The 15,963-nt window shown below is 70.8% G+C and carries 11 protein-coding genes and 1 tRNA gene; 8 read left to right on the top strand and 4 right to left on the bottom strand.

Annotated elements, in window-relative coordinates; genetic code table 11:
• Nucleotides 1-656 precede the first annotated feature (656 nt).
• Complete coding sequence (locus AB0M65_RS15980) at nt 657-1,223, top strand: carboxymuconolactone decarboxylase family protein (RefSeq protein WP_364027633.1); 567 nt, start codon at nt 657-659, stop codon at nt 1,221-1,223.
• A gap of 144 nt (nt 1,224-1,367) precedes the next feature.
• Here AB0M65_RS15980 and AB0M65_RS15975 read toward each other — a convergent pair whose 3' ends face one another.
• Complete coding sequence (locus tag AB0M65_RS15975) at nt 1,368-2,306, bottom strand: sigma-70 family RNA polymerase sigma factor (protein WP_364027630.1); 939 nt, start codon at nt 2,304-2,306, stop codon at nt 1,368-1,370.
• Nucleotides 2,307-2,356: 50 nt separating this feature from the next.
• Here AB0M65_RS15975 and dnaG point away from each other — a divergent pair, with 50 nt between their 5' ends.
• From dnaG to AB0M65_RS15960, 3 genes are read left to right on the top strand one after another with little or no spacing between them, the layout of a single operon-like run.
• Complete coding sequence (gene dnaG / locus AB0M65_RS15970) at nt 2,357-4,255, top strand: DNA primase (RefSeq protein ID WP_364027627.1); 1,899 nt, start codon at nt 2,357-2,359, stop codon at nt 4,253-4,255.
• A gap of 4 nt (nt 4,256-4,259) precedes the next feature.
• Nucleotides 4,260-4,781: a hypothetical protein gene (locus AB0M65_RS15965; RefSeq protein ID WP_364027625.1), complete on the top strand. Its 522-nt coding sequence runs from the start codon at nt 4,260-4,262 to the stop codon at nt 4,779-4,781.
• A 33-nt stretch (nt 4,782-4,814) separates the two neighbouring features.
• Complete coding sequence (locus tag AB0M65_RS15960; protein WP_364027622.1) at nt 4,815-5,579, top strand: trans-aconitate 2-methyltransferase; 765 nt, start codon at nt 4,815-4,817, stop codon at nt 5,577-5,579.
• Nucleotides 5,580-5,658: 79 nt separating this feature from the next.
• Here AB0M65_RS15960 and AB0M65_RS15955 read toward each other — a convergent pair whose 3' ends face one another.
• Nucleotides 5,659-5,838, bottom strand: a complete 180-nt coding sequence (locus AB0M65_RS15955) for a hypothetical protein (RefSeq protein WP_364027636.1) — start codon at nt 5,836-5,838, stop codon at nt 5,659-5,661.
• Between the two features lie 163 nt (nt 5,839-6,001).
• Here AB0M65_RS15955 and AB0M65_RS15950 point away from each other — a divergent pair.
• From AB0M65_RS15950 to AB0M65_RS15940, 3 genes are all read left to right on the top strand, one after another.
• Nucleotides 6,002-6,074: transfer RNA gene (locus AB0M65_RS15950), tRNA-Asn, on the top strand.
• A gap of 684 nt (nt 6,075-6,758) precedes the next feature.
• Nucleotides 6,759-9,689, top strand: a complete 2,931-nt coding sequence (locus AB0M65_RS15945) for a ferritin-like domain-containing protein (RefSeq protein WP_364027619.1) — start codon at nt 6,759-6,761, stop codon at nt 9,687-9,689.
• A 37-nt stretch (nt 9,690-9,726) separates the two neighbouring features.
• Nucleotides 9,727-10,881, top strand: coding sequence for a cytochrome P450 (locus AB0M65_RS15940; RefSeq protein ID WP_364027616.1), 1,155 nt, complete (start codon nt 9,727-9,729; stop codon nt 10,879-10,881).
• A gap of 60 nt (nt 10,882-10,941) precedes the next feature.
• On the opposite strand, the gene AB0M65_RS15935 is transcribed toward AB0M65_RS15940, so the two are convergent.
• Together AB0M65_RS15935 and AB0M65_RS15930 are read right to left on the bottom strand one after the other, a co-directional pair.
• Nucleotides 10,942-12,126 (bottom strand): cytochrome P450, encoded by a 1,185-nt coding sequence (locus AB0M65_RS15935; RefSeq protein ID WP_364027613.1) that lies wholly within the window; start codon nt 12,124-12,126, stop codon nt 10,942-10,944.
• Complete coding sequence (locus AB0M65_RS15930; protein ID WP_364027610.1) at nt 12,123-13,667, bottom strand: NAD(P)/FAD-dependent oxidoreductase; 1,545 nt, start codon at nt 13,665-13,667, stop codon at nt 12,123-12,125. The genes AB0M65_RS15935 and AB0M65_RS15930 overlap by 4 nt, the downstream gene beginning before the upstream one ends.
• Nucleotides 13,668-13,992: 325 nt before the next feature.
• Between AB0M65_RS15930 and AB0M65_RS15925 the strand changes: the two genes are divergently transcribed.
• Entirely contained in the window at nt 13,993-15,630 is a 1,638-nt protein-coding gene (locus AB0M65_RS15925; protein ID WP_364027607.1) for an FAD-dependent monooxygenase, read from the top strand.
• The last annotated feature ends 333 nt before the right edge of the window (nt 15,631-15,963 follow it).

The raw sequence follows: 15,963 nt of genomic DNA, 5'->3' as shown, positions 1-15,963 counted from the left end.
TCGGGCACCGGATCATGGAGTTCGCGCTATGAAGGATTTGGGACTTTGAGTGTCCCAAATCCTTCATAGACACCCGAACGACACCGAACCTCCCGCCACGGCTAGTAGAACAGCGTGAACACGCCGGTGAAGATCAGCGCGCCCGCGGTCACCGCCACGAACTCCTCGGTGTAGTGGGTGATGCGCAGATCCGGTCGTCGGAGAGCAGGGAGTTCCAGTCCATCCGGAGATTCAGTTCGGGGTCGGTCCAGCCGGTGTCCGGACGAAATGCTCTCTTCCGGCCCGCTGGAGGAAATGTCCGAGTTGCAGACCAGCCGGACCGGCGCCGATGACGAGGTAGTCCATGTGTTTCCTCCGGTGGGGAGTGTGCGGAGGGATCGCCGAATAGACCGATGTGGTGGCACCGGTTGTGTCGAACGGAATGCTGATCGAAGCGTACCTTCGATGATCGAATGGGTGTTCCGGCGAAAAGGCTAATCGATATTGGCCGGGCGGCCGAACACCAAAGTCGGGTTCGACAGCGTACCGACTCCTAAGTTCCGCTCTTCGTCCCACTCGGCGGTGAAGTGGGCGTGGCTCACGTCACCCTGGGTCGTGTCACGTCCGCGCGGGCCACCTCGTCCACCCTCTGACCGCAACCGCACGAGGAGGACCCCATGCCGCGCATTCCCGCCGTCAAGACCGCCGACGCCGGCTTCCTGCTGAAGCTGTTCTACAAATTCGCCGGGAAACGCTTCGGCGCCGTGCCCGAGCCGATGGCGGTCGTCGCGCACCACCCCGGCCTGTTCAAGGCGAACGGGCTGCACGAACTGCTGGTCGAGAAGGCCAGCAAGAGCGTGCCGTCGAATGTGCGCGAGCTGGCCGTCTACCGGGTCGCGACCCAGCTCGGCTGCTCGTGGTGCATCGACTTCGGGACCATGCTGCAACTGCACGACGGGCTCGACATCGACCGGCTGAAGAACATCGACGACTACGCGAAGTCGCCCGCGTTCACCGACCAGGAACGGCTCGCGCTCGCGTACGCCGACGCGATGACCGCCAGCCCGGTGACCGTCACCGACGGGCAGGTCGCCGAACTGGAACGCGAGTTCGGGCGCAAGGGTGTCATCGAGCTGACCTACCAGATCGCGCTCGAGAACTCGCGCGCCCGGATGAACAGCGCACTCGGCATCGCCGCGCAGGGCTTCACATCAGGCGACGCCTGCCGCGTCCCGCTTCCCTGACGCTTCACGACCGGCACCGCACTCGCGCTCAAGCACGCGAGTACGGCGTGTGGATTTCGGCGCGTTGGATGATCCAAGATCCACACAGTCCCGCACGACAATCCTGGCGCTCGTATACGACCGCGACCAGAGGGCTGGACGCGGTCAGGGGCCGACGCGGGTGCGAGCGGTGGTGAGCTTGTCCGGGTTCGCCATGTCGTAGATCGCGACGATCCGCCCGTCCCGGATGACGAACGCGTCGACGTGCTCGTCGAGCGCCCGGTACTCCGCCGAGGCGGCCTGAGGCGGGATGTAGAACCCGAGGTCGCCGTTGACCAGCGCGGGCCGGGCCTGCTCGATCCCGGCCGGGTCGTACGTCCGCATGAGTCCCTGGAACAGCCGGAAGACCTTGTCGAAACCGGCGACCGTATGCACTGCCGTGCGCGCCTTGCCGCCGCCGTCGCCGACGAGGATGACGTCCGGATGCAGGACCTCGGCCACGGCCTTGATGTCGCCGGTGAGCATCGCGGTCATGAACTTCTCGATGATCTGCTGTTGTTCGGCCAAGGCGGTCCGGGGCGGCGGGTCGGCGTCGGCGAGCGCGCGGCGCCCGCGGGAACCGTGCTGACGCGCGGCCTCCGCGGTGCAGCCCAGGATCTCGGCGATCTCGGCGAAGGGCACCGCGAACGCGTCGTGCAGGACGAACGCCACGCGCTGCTCGGGCGTCAGCCGGTCGAGGACGACCATGGCCGCCATCCGCATCCCGTCGTCGCGGACGGCGATGGTCAGCGGATCCTCCGACGGCGGCGTGCCCAGCGGGCCGAGCACCGGCTCGGGCAGCCATTCGCCGACGTACCGCTCGCGGCGCACCACGGCCGACCGCAGCCGGTCGAGGCAGATCCGGCTGACGACCGTCGTGAGCCAGCCTTTGTGGTCTTCGATCGCGGACCGGCGCCGCTCGTCCAGTCCGCTCAGCCGCAGCCACGACTCCTGGACGGCGTCCTCGGCGTCGGACAGCGCGCCGGTGAGCCGGTACGCGACCGACACCAGATGCGGCCGCAGTGCGGCGAACTTCCCGGCGAGTTCATCCAGCGCGGTGCTCATTCCCCGAGTGTGCCGCACGGTGCTCCGGAAGGAAGAACTAAGGTAGGGGTGTGGCAGGACGGATTCGGGAGAGCGACATCGCGGAGGTGCGCGAGCGCAACCGGATCGACGAGGTCATCGGCGACTACGTGTCCCTCCGTAACGCCGGTGGCGGCAGCCTCAAGGGGCTTTGCCCGTTCCACAACGAGAAGACCCCGTCGTTCAACGTGCGCCCCACGCACGGGACCTTCCACTGCTTCGGCTGTGGTGAAGGCGGCGACGTGATCAAGTTCATTCAGAAGATGGACCTGATCTCGTTCGTGGAGGCCGTCGAGCGGCTCGCGGATCGCGCGGGGTTCCGGCTGACCTACGAAGGCGGCGGCGGGAGTGTCCAGCGCGATCGCGGCACCCGGGCCCGGCTGATCGAGGCGCACCGCGCGGCACAGGAGTTCTACGCCGAGCAGTTGCTGACGCCGGACGCGCGCACGGCCCGTGACTTCCTGTCCGAGCGTGGCTTCGACGCGGCCGCGGCGCAGACGTTCGGCTGCGGCTACGCGCCGGCGGGCTGGGACAAGCTCACCAAGCATCTGCTCAACCGCGGGTTCGAGGTCAAGGAACTGCTCACTGCCGGGCTGGCCAAGGAAGGGCAGCGCGGGCCGATGGACCGGTTCAACCGGCGGCTGCTCTGGCCCATCCGCGACGTCGGCAACGAGGTCGTCGGGTTCGGCGCGCGGCGGCTGTACGACGACGACCGCGTCTCGGCGAAGTACCTGAACACCGCCGAATCGCCGATCTACAAGAAGTCGCAGGTGATGTTCGGCCTCGACCTGGCCAAACGCGAGATCGCGAAACGGCACCAGGTGGTCGTGGTCGAGGGCTACACCGACGTGATGGCGATGCACGCCGCCGGGGTGCCGACGGCCGTCGCGTCGTCGGGGACGGCGTTCGGCGAGGACCACATGAAGGTCCTCCGGCGGCTGATGATGGACGACGACGCCTTCCGCGGCGAAGTGATCTTCACCTTCGACGGTGACGAAGCCGGGCAGAAGGCGGCGCTGAAGGCCTTCGAAGGCGAGCAGACCTTCGCCGGGCAGACGTACATCGCTGTCGCCCCCGACGGGATGGACCCCTGCGAACTGCGACTCGCCAAGGGCGACACCGCCGTGCGTGACCTGGTCGCGCGGCGGATCCCGCTGTTCGAATTCGCGATCAAAAGCATGCTCAAGGCGTTCGACCTCGACTCCGTCGACGGACAGGTCGCGGCACTGCAGAAGACCGTCCCGATGGTCGCGGGCATCAAGGACCGCGCCAGCCGGGACGGCTACGCGTCGAAACTCGCCTGGTGGGTCGGCTGGCAGGACGCGGCGCAGGTGGTGAACCGGGTCCGCGGCAGCGCGGGGGCCTCGGCGAAACGGTCCTCCACCGTCGAGGTCCGCCGCCCCGCACAGGCGGCCACCACCACCATGGAAGAGGATCTGCCGAGGCCCGCGCCCGGCGATCCGCGGTTCATCGCCCAGCGCGAGGCGCTCAAAGCGGCGTTGCAGCAGCCGATGCTCGCCGGGGCCGAGTACGACGCGCTCCCCGAGGACGCGTTCCTCCATCCGGTCTACGTCGCCATCCACAAGGCACTGCTGGCCGCCGGAGGAGCGGGTTCCGGGCTGACCGGGCCGGCCCTGATCGACGCCGCCACCCCGCACTGTCCACAAGGGACGGTGCGAAGGGTGCTCAGCGAGCTTTCGGTGGAACCGTTGCGCGCCAAGGGCGAGGTCGACTCACGGTATATCTCCGCGCAGCTCGCGGCCGTGCAGGAGAGCATGGTCGGCCGCCAGATCAACGAGATCAAGTCGAAGCTTCAGCGGCTTTCGCCGGTCGAGGCACCGGACGACTACCGCGCGCTGTTCGGCGACCTCGTCGCACTGGAGCAGTACCGGAAGGCATTGAAGGAACAGGCCATCGGCGGAATGGACTGAGGCAATGGGCTGGCTGAGCCACCTGCTGGGTGACCGTGTTCCGGCGGATTTCGAAGGCACCCTGGACGATGGCGAGCACGTCGTCGGGAGTGCTCCGGTCGAGGGCGGCGGGTATCTGCTCGTGACGCAGCTCGGCCTGTGGGTCCCCGCTGACGGGGGTCCTCGCCGGGTCGGCTGGCATCTGGTCGGCAAGGCGGCGTGGTCGGCCGGGGTGTTCACGCTGACCGAGTCCGAGGAGGCCGCCGTCGCGGGGAAGGCCGTGTTGCTGGCCGACAAATCCCCGGTGCGGTTCAAGCTCGCCCGGCCGGGCAAGGTCCCGTTCCTGGTGCGTCAGCGGGTCGACGGCTCGGTCCGGGAGCGGCATCGCAAGGACCTCGGGACCGGGGGAGCGTGGTTCGTCGAGCGCAAGGTCCCCGGCCGGGACGGCACGGTGCTGCAGGTGCGGCCCGACCCGGGCACCGACCTCGACCTGATCAAGGCGATCGCCGAGGAAGCGGCGGAGAAACTGGCTAAGCCACGCGGCTAGCAGTACGATCGTACTGTATCGCTGGGAGGCGCCATGTGGGATCCGGCCAAATATCTCGACTACGCCGATCTGCGGGCCCGGCCGTTCCACGACCTCGTCGGGCGGATACCGGCAGGCAGACCTCGCCGCGTCGCCGACCTGGGCTGTGGACCAGGCAATCTGACCGCCGTCCTCGCGGAACGCTGGCCGGACGCGATCATCGAGGCGAGTGACAGTTCACCCGAAATGGTCGAGGCCGCGCGCTCGCGCGGTATCGACGCGCGAGTCTTGGACGTCAACGACTGGGTGCCCGAGCCGGACACCGACGTGGTCATCTCGAACGCCGTGCTCCAGTGGGTCCCGGAGCACCGTGTCCTGCTTCGCCACTGGGTGGACCGCCTCCCGTCGGGAGCGACGCTCGCGTTCCAGGTCCCCGGCAACTTCGACGCCCCCTCGCATTCGCTGGTCCGGGAGCTCGCGCGCACCGAGGAGTGGGCTTCGCGCCTCGACGGCGTCGTGCTGCGGGAGAACGAGGCCGTCGAGAGCCCGCTCGGTTACGGGAACCTGCTCGCCGACTCCGGATGCGCCGTCGACGCCTGGGAGACGACGTACTCGCAGCGACTGACCGGGGAGAACGCCGTACTCGAATGGATCACCGGCACCTCACTCCGGCCGGTCAAGGAGGCCCTGCCGGGCGCGGACTGGGACCACTTCCGGGCACAGATCGCCCGCAAGCTGAACGAGGCCTACCCGCCGCGCTCCGATGGGACGACCTGGTTCGAGTTCCGGCGCGTCTTCGTGGTCGCCGTCGTGCCTTGACGGGGACTTTCCCCCGGTCAAAAGTGGCGAAGGGGCCCTTCGTCGCATTAGGGCCCCTTCGGTTCGTCAGGGCGCCGGGTCAGCGCTGAGCCCGCCCGAACTTCTCACCGACCTTGGCGCGGGCGACCCCGGCTGCGCCCTGCACCATGGGGTGGTCGGCGATCTTGCGGTAGGTCCGCACGATCTGCTCGTACCGTCCCCGGCCGGCCTTCGCGCCCAACACGTAGCCCGCGGCCGCGCCCAGCAGGAACATCTTCATCCGAGTCATCGCCTCCGTTCGATCTTGGTCCGGCTGTCATTGTCCCTCAAAAACCGACTTTGACGAGGTCACTCCGAAACCGGGGGGTGGGTGTGCGGGCGCAAGGGGGCATCGGCTAAAGTTCTCTCATCGGTCGGAGCGATCCAGCCGGTGCGAAGAGCAATCCCCTGTAGCTCAACTGGCAGAGCATTCGGCTGTTAACCGGAGGGTTCTTGGTTCGAGTCCAAGCGGGGGAGCACAAGCCCAGGCCAAGTGGCCTGGGCTTTTTCGTGTCCGGGGCTCTAGGGGCGATTCAGTGTCGATTTTGGAACAGCGGGCCTGATCCCACTGTCCTGCAACGAAATCAGACGACTCTGGGCCACCAGCACCGACCCCGCACACCCGCAAACACACACCGATCACTGGTCACACTGGCGACGACGCCACCAAACCCGCGCCCGCCACAGCCACTACCAGCGACAACGCGACAAACATCCCACACTGCGGCTGCCGCATTAGCCCAAAGGCTCGTCTTCAACAGGCCGTGTTCGCGGCGAGCCCGGTTGAGAAGGGATCCGGCGGCGAGCATTCCGGCATGGTCGGTGACGATGGCGTGGGCGGCGGCGCGGTTTGGTTTCGTGAGGGACGAGGTGTGGCGGATCGGTCGGAGTTGGTTGCCGCACGACTGGACGTTCACCGGTAACCACCGCGGCTTCGTCGGTCAGGTCTGCTCACAGGGCGATCCCGCTGGGTGACGCCGGTTCGGATCGCCGCTCCAATGGTGGAATTTTCGGGTGACCGGCGCGGAACCGAGTTGCAGGGTGGGCCGGGGTCCGCACACCGTGGGAGCCGGGAGCCGATTCCGGTGCGGGTCGCGATTGCGTTGCGGAGGTGCCGATGAGCAGGTCGGATCCGGCTCGGGGCGCTGTCCTGGAGCGGCCGTGAGCGTATTCAACCTGCCCCGGCTGCACTTCGGCGGCACGGCGCGGACCAGCCTGCCCACCGGACCGCGCAGCGGCCTGGTCGACATCATCACCAATACCGCGCTCACCGACAGCGGCCCGTTCCCGGTGGGGCGGCCGGCCCGCGAGTACCACGAGTACCTGGTGGACCGGGGCCCCCGGTACGACGCGGCGGGCCGGCCGTGCCCCGACGGGGTGTTCAGCGCGACCGCGGGCTGGAACTTCGGCGGCAGCGGGCACTTCGCGATCGACGCGACGATCACCGGGGTGGAGCGCGAGACCGGTCGGCTGGACCCAAACGACCCGCTGGTGGGCCGCTGCGTGGACGTGTGGGGCCACCACAACGAGTACCTCGCGACCACCGTCAACCGGGCACGGGTCTTCGACGTCGACCCGACCGCCGCGGACACGATGACCCTGGTGGTCGGCCAATTCGGCTTCGGCCGCGCCGGGCGGTCGCACGACGTCGGGTACGCGGTCAGCGGGCAGGTGGCGGGCACGTCACCGCCGCGGTGGCAGAACCCGGACCACGTGCCCGACGTCGGCGAGCACTTCCTGGCGGCGGAGCTGAGCAGGTCGATGGTCTACCAGTTCGTGGTCGAGGAGCCGCGGTGGCTGGACGGGACCTCCCCCGCGGTCGAGCACCTGAAAGCCGCGGCAGGCGACGGGCTGGTGGTCCAGTTCGCGCTCAGCCACATGTCCCCGCCCACCGCGCCGGACACGCCGAACCTCTGGCGGCTGCGGGGAACCATCGCGCCGTGGCGCGCGGCGGAACTGCGCACCCACCCCGCCGGGCGGCTGCTCGTGCCGTGCGGCGAGCGCACCGGCTTGCACACCCTCAGCGTCGACGTGACGCCGACGCATGTCACGTTCAACCTGATCACAGCCGTGCCGCGGCCCTGGCGCGGTGGCGACCTGCTGCTCCGTACGGTCGAGTCCGACGAGCTGGTCGCGACCGTGCCCGAGAAGGTGCACGAGCACGCGCTGACCAGCGGGATCGTCACCGTGCCCGCGGCGTCCGGGGCGCGGGCGGCGAACGACCAGGCGCTGCGGGTGGTCCGCCTCGACGGGCACGGCCACCCGGTGGAGCTGCTGCGCGAAGTCGAGCTCAACGTCCAATCCGACGACGCCGCCCTGGTCCTCGACCACACCGACGGCACCCCGGAGCACGACGCCCGGGTGACGTTCCGGGCGTTCCTGCGGGGCAGGCCGCACCCGGTTGCCCCCGTCGTGCGCAGCCGGCACGACCTGCTCGCGATCGGCGAGGTCGACGTAGACGGCACCGGTCTCGGCGGCTTCACCGTCCGCGGGCTCCGGGCCGGTGTCGCCCGGGTCGAGCTCGGACTGCACGGCGTCGTCGCGGTCCGGGTGCTGCCCGACGACTGGGAGCTCGACGACATCCCCGAACAGGATGTCACCTTCGAGCTCGTGCACGAGAAGGTCCTGGCCTACTACGAGCTGGTGTCCTCGTTCATGCGCACCGAGGTGTTCAGCCTCGCCGATCGATGCAAGGTCGAGACCTACGCGACGCTGATGTGGCAGATGTGCGACCCGCGCAACAAGGGCAAGACCTACTACATGCCGCCCACCAGGGACCTGTCGGCGCCGAAAGCGCGGCTGCTGCTGAAGTACCTGCGCCGCCAACAGCAACGGGCGCCGCGCCCGATCGCGGCGGAGACATCGTGGACACCACCGCTCACCACCCGCGCCGCGCTGATCGCCGCGCTGCGCCAGGCCGTCACCCTCGAACTGGCGGTAATGCTGCAGTACCTCTACGCGGCGTACTCCGTGCCGACCTACGGCGTCGGCGCGGCGTGGGTGCGCGAGGGCCGGTGGACGGCGGAACAACTCGAACTCGCCTGCGGCGACGGCGGGCAGACGCTGCACACCGGGATCCGCGGTGGCCTGCTCGGGGTCGCCCGCGAGGAGATGGCGCACTACCTGGTGGTCAACAACATCCTCATGGCCGTGGGCGAGCCGTTCCACGTGCCCGAGGTGGACTTCACCACGATCAACGCCCGCCTGCCGCTGCCGGTGGACTTCGCGCTCGAACCACTGCACCTCGGCAGCGTGCAGCGGTTCATCGCCATCGAGGAACCCCACGACGAACGACCGAGCGGCGGGCCGTACCGGTCGCTGAGCGAGCTGTACCGCGCCATCCGCGACGGCCTGACCTGGGTGCCCGACCTGTTCGCGGTCGAGCGCGGCAGGGGCGGCGGCGAACACCACCTGTTCCTGCGCGAGTCGATCGACACGATTCACCCCGACTACCAGTTCGAGGTGGACGACCTGTCCAGCGCCCTGTTCGCGGTCGACTTCGTGACCGAGCAGGGTGAGGGTGGCGTGCTGCCGTCGGTCGGCGATCCCGGCCCGTCGCACCACGACACCTTCCGCCGGATCGCCGACCTGCTGATGACCGAGCACCTGCGCGGGGGAGGCGGGCAGTGGCACCCGGCCCACCCCGTGCTGCGCAACCCGACCACGGGCACCGGTCCCGGGGTGGGCCAGCCCGTCACCGACCCCGACACCGCGCGGATCATGGCGCTGTTCAACAGGTCCTACTACCTGATGCTGCTGCTGACCGCGCAGCACTTCGCCGAACGACCCGACACCAGCCTGCGCCGGTCCGAGCTGATGAACGCCGCGATCGACGTGATGACCGGGATGATGCGGCCCCTCGCCGAGCTGCTGGTGACGCTGCCCTCCGGCGTTCCCGGCCGCACCGCGGGTCCCTCCTTCGAACTGCCGCAACCCCCCGTCCCGGTGTCCCGGCCGGACGTGGCCCGCCGCAGGATCGCGCGGGAGTTCGCGGACCTCGCGGCGCGGTGCCGCCAGGACGACCGGGTACCCGACCGGGTGGCCGGGATCAGCGCCCACCTCGCGGCGCGGTTCGGCGGGCCACCCTGCTGACCGACCCGCCACCCACCCCCGACCCCTGGGAACCGACATGACGAACCTGGTCGACGTCCGACTCGACGTGAGCCCCGGCGACGTGCAGGAGCGTCTGCTCGACGTGGCCCGCCGCCACCCGCTCGCCCGCGTGGCCTGGGCCGGCGGCGAGGTGTGGCTGGTGAACGAGCCCGAGCTGGTCCGCCTGGCGTTCCGCGACCGCCGGCTCACCAAGGAGGCCGACGCGGCGCCGGACTGGTTCGACGACGCCACCGGGATGATCGGCTCCGCCCAGACCTCCCGCGCCGCCGCGTTGATCACCAGCGAGGGCGCCGAGCACACCCGGCAGCGCAAACTGCACGCCGCGGTCTTCTCGGCCCGGCACCGGGAGCGTTGGGAGCAGCTGATCACCGAGGTCGTGCACGACCTCCTGCGCACGCTCGACGGAGAGGTCGACCTGGTGCCCCGGCTCGCCTACCCGCTGCCCGTGGCCGTGATCAGCGCCGTGCTCGGGCTGCCGCCGGAGATGCGCGAACCGCTCGTCGAAGCCTGCCGGCTGGTCACTCACGGCGCGGACGACGCCGAATGCGAACGGGGGCGCGTCCAGCTCTACGGCGGTGTCGGGGCCTTCCTCGGCCCACGACGGCACGAGCTGCGCCCCGGCATGATCGCCGACCTGCTGGCACTGCACGAGGCCGACGGCTCGGTCAGCACCGTCGAGATCGCGACCTGGACCCCCGGGCTGGTCATCCCCGGGCACGAGTCCACGACGAGCGTGCTGGCCGCGCTGCTGGCCGAAGTGCTGGACGAGCCACCGGACAGGCGCCCGGCCACCGCGGAACAGGTCGAGGCGCGCGTCGAGGACGCCCTGCGCGCCAACCCGCCGTTCCCCCTGGCCACCTGGCGGTTCACCACCTCCCCGGTGCTGCTCCAGGAGCACGAGATCCCGGCGGGCAAGCCCGTCCTGCTCAACATCTCCGCCCTCAACCACGCCTCGCCGCCCACGGCGCACTACACCTTCGGCTACGGCGCCCACTACTGCGTCGGCGCGGCACTGGCGCGCGCCGAGCTCCGGATAGCCCTGACCGAGTTCCTCCGGAAGTTCCCCGACGCCGCGCGAACGACCGGCGAGACCCGCTGGGTGAGCGGGTACGCCATCCGTCAGCTCACCTCGCTGCCGGTTCGCCTCACCCGCGCCGGCGGCACGGCCTGAACCGGTGCCCAGGGCTGGCCGGGGTGACGCGGCGCCGTACTGGGCACGGGTGGCGCTGCGTCACCCCGGCCAGCCGGTGCGCAGCGGCAGGGCCCGCGGACCGTGGAAGATCAGGTCGTGGTGGTAGCGCACCGGTCGCCCGGCGGCGTGCGGCGCGGGCAGGGACCGCACCAGCGTGGTCAGGGCGAGCTGCGCCTCCAGACCGGCCAAGGCGGCGCCCAGACAGCGGTGGGCGCCGTAACCGAACCCGCAGTGACGGCGGGGCGCCCGGTCCAGCCGCAGCTCGTCGGGCTGCTCGAAGCGGTCGGGGTCGCGGTTGGCGGCGCCGAGCATCAGCACCACCTTGTCGCCCGCCCGGACTCGCCGACTGCCCAGCAGCATCGCGTCCCGCCCGGCCCGGCGGCTCACCATCTGCACCGGGCCGTCGTAGCGGATCAGCTCGTCCACGTGGTCGGCGGTGAACACCGGCCGCGAGCGCAGCACCCCCGGGTGGTCCAGCAGCGCCAGCACGGACTTGCCGATCAGGTGGGCGGTGGTCTCGTGGCCCGCGGTGAGCAGGTGCACGCCCGTGCCGGCGACCTCGTCGGGGGTGCACCCGGCCCGCACGAGCGGCGCGAGCAGCCCGTCCTCGGCCGGGTCGGCGGCGGCCTGGCGGAAGTAGTCGCCCAGGTCCCGGGCCGCCTCCTCGGCGGCGGCGTAGTCGCCCTGACGGGTCGAACTGGCCTCTTGGAACACGAGCGCGCGCCGGTGCAGCCACTCCCGGTCCGCCGCGGGCAGGCCGAGCAGGTCGCACATCACGTGCAGCGGCAGCCTGGTCGCGAAGTCGGCCACCAGGTCGATCTCCGGTCGGCCCGCGAGGGCGGCGACGAGGTCGTCGGCGACCCGTTGGACCTGCGGGCGCAGGGAGCGCACCGCGGCGCGGGTGAACCGGCCGGCGAGCGCCGACCGCAGCCGCGTGTGGCGCGGCGGATCGAGGAACACGAGCCAGTCCCGCACGAGGCGGGTCAGCGCGTCGCAGCCGGGCGGGAAGACCAACCCGCCGCGGGTGAAGTCCGGGTTCCCCAGCACCTCCATCGTCGGCTGGTGGCCGAACACGAACCAGGCACCGCTCGCGGAACTCCAGTGCACCGGTTCCTCCGCGAGGTACCGCCGGTACAGCGGGTAGGGCCGGATGATCTCCTCCTGCCCCAGGGAGCGGTGGTCGAACGGCGGCAGTTCGGACCGGGGCACGTCGAGCACGCTCACGCCGACACCGCCGTCCGCGCCCGGCTGTCCAGGTGGATCTGCTGCGCGGCGTCGACCGCGGACCGGATGGCGCCGTCGATCCACGCCGGGTTCGCCGAGCAGTGGTCCCCCGCGAAGTACAACCCGTCCTCCGGGCTCGCCGCCCGCAGCCGGTCCTCCGCCCGGCCGGCGTCGTCCAGCTCCCACTGGCTGACCGCCGCACCGCTGCTCCACCAGTGGTTGCCCCAGGCCATGCTGGCCGCGCCGATCACCATGCCGGGCTCCCGCAGTTCCGGGTGCATCCGGCCCACCTCCCGCAACACCGCCTCATGCCGGGCATCCGCGGGCATCCGGCCGAAGGATTCGGCCTCCTCTCCCAGCGTGTAGCTGGCCAGCAGCACGGCCCCCCGCGCCGGGTCGCACTCCGCCGGCACGTAGTAGGTCTGGCGCACGCGCCCGCCGCTGAACGACGCGCCGCCGGAGATCCCGTCCCCGGTCCAGAACGCCTCCCGGCAGTGGAAGGCGACCTTCGTGGCAGGCCAGTAGGTCATGCCGCGGATGACCTCGACCTTGGCCCGGCTCAGGTTGCGCAACCGGATCCGGCGCAGGACCGAGAACGGGAGCGTGCACAGCACCTTGGGGCAGCTCCGCGTGACCACGCGGTCGCCGGTGCGGACCTGCACCAGCACCCGCTCACCGCACGCCTCCAGCCCGACCACCTCGCACCCTAGGCGCACCGGCGACCGCAACCGCGACACCAGCGCCTTGGCCAGCTGGTCCATCCCTCCTTCGAGCCGCACCAGTTCGGGGCTGGTCTCCGACAGCACGTCGTCGATGAACCGTGCCAGCCGGCCACCGCAGCCGGCACGGGCCGCGGGGTGCGCGGCGAAGAAGGCGTGCAGGTCGACCTGATCGCGGTCGACGCCCACCACGAACGGCGCCAGGTCGACCCGGTCCGCCGCGTCCAGCAGCTCCGCGGTGAAACCGCGCTCGCGGAAACCGGCCGGACCGATCGCGTTCCCCATCGCGGTCAACCACGCGCCGAACAACACGGTCTCCTCGCGGTACCGGTTGTCGGCGAGCTCCGCGCGGAAGTCCTCGACCAGGATGCGCGCGGCCTGGCCGAGGCGGACGAAGCCCCGGCTGGTGGCGTGGTACGCCCGCGGTTCGGAGAACAGGGTCCGGAACGGCCGGACCTTCCCGGACAGGCCCAGCCGGGCGATGTAGTCCAAAGTGCACCGGTGGTCGCCGGGCACCCGCATGGCGCCGAGCTCCACCAGCGGCCCGCCGTCGCCGAAGCGGTGGGTGAAGACGCGACCGCCCACGCGTCCGCTGCCCTCCAGCACCTCCACCCGGTGCCCCAACGACTCCAGCTCGCGGGCGGCCACCAATCCCGCGATGCCCGCGCCCAGGATCATGATGGGCGGGGCGTCCGGACACGGGTCGGCCACGGGGTAGCCGACCGGGCTCTCGACTCGTGCACCGAGCAGCGGATCGGGTTCTGCCACCTCGTCGGGATGGTCGGTGGTGGAACGACGGTCGACCACGTGCATGCCGAGCATGAACTCTCCTCAGGTAGGGCATCACAGCGACCACGTCCTGCCCTCGTCGCACCACCACGGTGAGCAGAGTTCCCTTGCCCAGCAACCCTTTTCCCTTGGTGCCACCCGAAATTCCCACCGTCAGAGGGGGTTCGGAGGACATCGGTCACACAGTGGAACCGGCGCGCGCCGAGTGGGCCCGGAGAAACTTCCCACCGCCCTGCTGTCCTCAGTGGACACAGGAACGAGCCCTCAATCGTTACCCGATCGGATGGCCGAAGGTGTGCGCACCCCGTGCGGCCCGCAGAATTCACCGGAGAACGACGATGCCCCGGAGGTGGCTCCCGTGCCCGCAGGCAGTGCACCACCCTCGACCCGCGAACCGGACGTCCTGGTCGTCGGAGCCGGCCCGGTGGGCCTGGCGATGGCGCTGGACCTCCGCTACCGGGGGATCGACCACCTGGTCGTCGAGCGGCGGGACGGACGGGTACCCCGACCCGGGGTGAGCACGATCGGACCGCGGTCCATGGAGCTGTTCCGGCGGTGGGGACTGGCCGACGACATCCGCGCCGCGGGCTGGCCGCCGGACCACCCGCTGGACATCGCCTGGGTCACCCAGGTCGGCGGGCACGAGCTGCACCGCTTCGAGCGGGGCAGCGTCGCCACCCGCCCGGAGTTCCGGCACACGCCGGAACCGGACCAGGTCTGCCCCGCGCACTGGCTCCAGCCGCTGCTCGTGAGCGCGGTGGGCAAGGCCCCGGACGGCCCGCTGCTGCTGAGGCACCGGCTGGACTCGTTCGCCCAGGACGACGACGGCGTCACCTCGCACGTCACCGACCTCGGTACCGGCACGACGAGCGTGATCCGGACCCGGTACCTGGTCGCCTGCGACGGCGCCTCGTCCCCGGTCAGGCGCTGGTGCGGCATCGACGCGCCGGCGCGGCACGAGGCCAAGGTGCTGCGCAACATCCTGTTCCGCGCGCCGGAGCTGACCCGTCGCCTGCGCGAGGGCGGCCACCGGCCGGCCATGGTCTACTTTCTGATGCTCTCCAACGAGCTGCGCTACCCGCTGCGCTCGATGGACGGCGGGGAGCTGTTCAACCTCACCGTGTCCGGCCCGGCGCTGACGGCGGACTCGACCGCCCTGCTGCGGGACGCGATCGCGTTCGACACACCGGTCGAACCCGTGGCCGACGACGAGTGGCACCTCACCCACTGGGTGGCCGACCGCTACCGGCACGGCCGGGTCTTCCTGGTCGGGGACGCCGCCCACACCGTGTCCCCGTCCGGCGGGTTCGGCATGAACATCGGCATCGCCGACGCCGCCGACCTGGGCTGGAAGCTGGCCGCCCACCTCCGCGGCTGGGGCGGGGAGCACCTGCTGGACAGCTATGCGACCGAGCGGCGGCCCGTCGCGCTCGACAGCCTCGAAGCCGCCAACCGGCACCTTCAGCGGACGTTGGCCCGCGCGCTGCCCGGCGACCTGCGCGCGGACACGCCGGAGGGCGAGCGACGGCGCGCGGAGATGACCGAACGGCTGCGTGTCAGCGGTGCCAGCAAGGAGTTCGACAATCCCGAGGTCCACTTCGGCTACCGTTACCGGTCCCCGCTGGTCATCGGCTCCGGCGTCGACCTGACGCCGGAGTGGCGACCGGGCAGCGACCCCGGTTCCCGGGCCGCGCACGCCTGGCTGCGGCCTGGTGTGTCCCTGCTGGACGTGTTCGGCGAGGGATTCGTCCTCCTGTGCTTTGAGCACGACCCGCGGGGCACTCGGGAGGTGCGGGACGTGTTCGACGCGCGGGGCGTCCCGCTCCGGGTCGTCGAGTGCGACGACCCGGAGTTGGCGCGGCTGTACGCGTTCCCGTTCGTGCTGGTCCGCCCGGACGGCCACGTCGCCTGGCGGGATGAGCGGCTGCCCGCGGACCCGGTCGGGCTCGTGGACGCGGTCCGCGGTTCGGTCCTGGCGGCCGTGCCGTCGGGCTGACGGCACAGCCCGTGCTACGAGACCGGGGAGGCCGCGGGCCCACCGGCACCGGGGCGATCCGCGCCAAGCGCGGGACGAGGCTCTCCACCGGCGGCAGGGCGAGCAGGGTCCGGCACGCCGGCCGCAATCGACTCGCGGATGCCGTTGTAGCCGCCGTGGGTGATGAACAGCCGGGCGCAGCGCGGCAGCAGGATTGGGGACGTGGTCAGCGAGCCGGGACATTCCCGGGGACCGGGGAGTCGGCCGGGATCAGGCCGCCGGTGGCGACCATGCCGACGCCGTCGGTCTCGGCGAACACGGCCGAAGGTTGCGCTATGGCGCTGGTGTTAGCTT

The sequence above is a fragment of the Amycolatopsis sp. NPDC051071 genome (assembly GCF_040682875.1).
Lineage (GTDB): Bacteria > Actinomycetota > Actinomycetes > Mycobacteriales > Pseudonocardiaceae > Amycolatopsis.
This window is presented reverse-complemented; position numbering and strand designations above follow the sequence as displayed.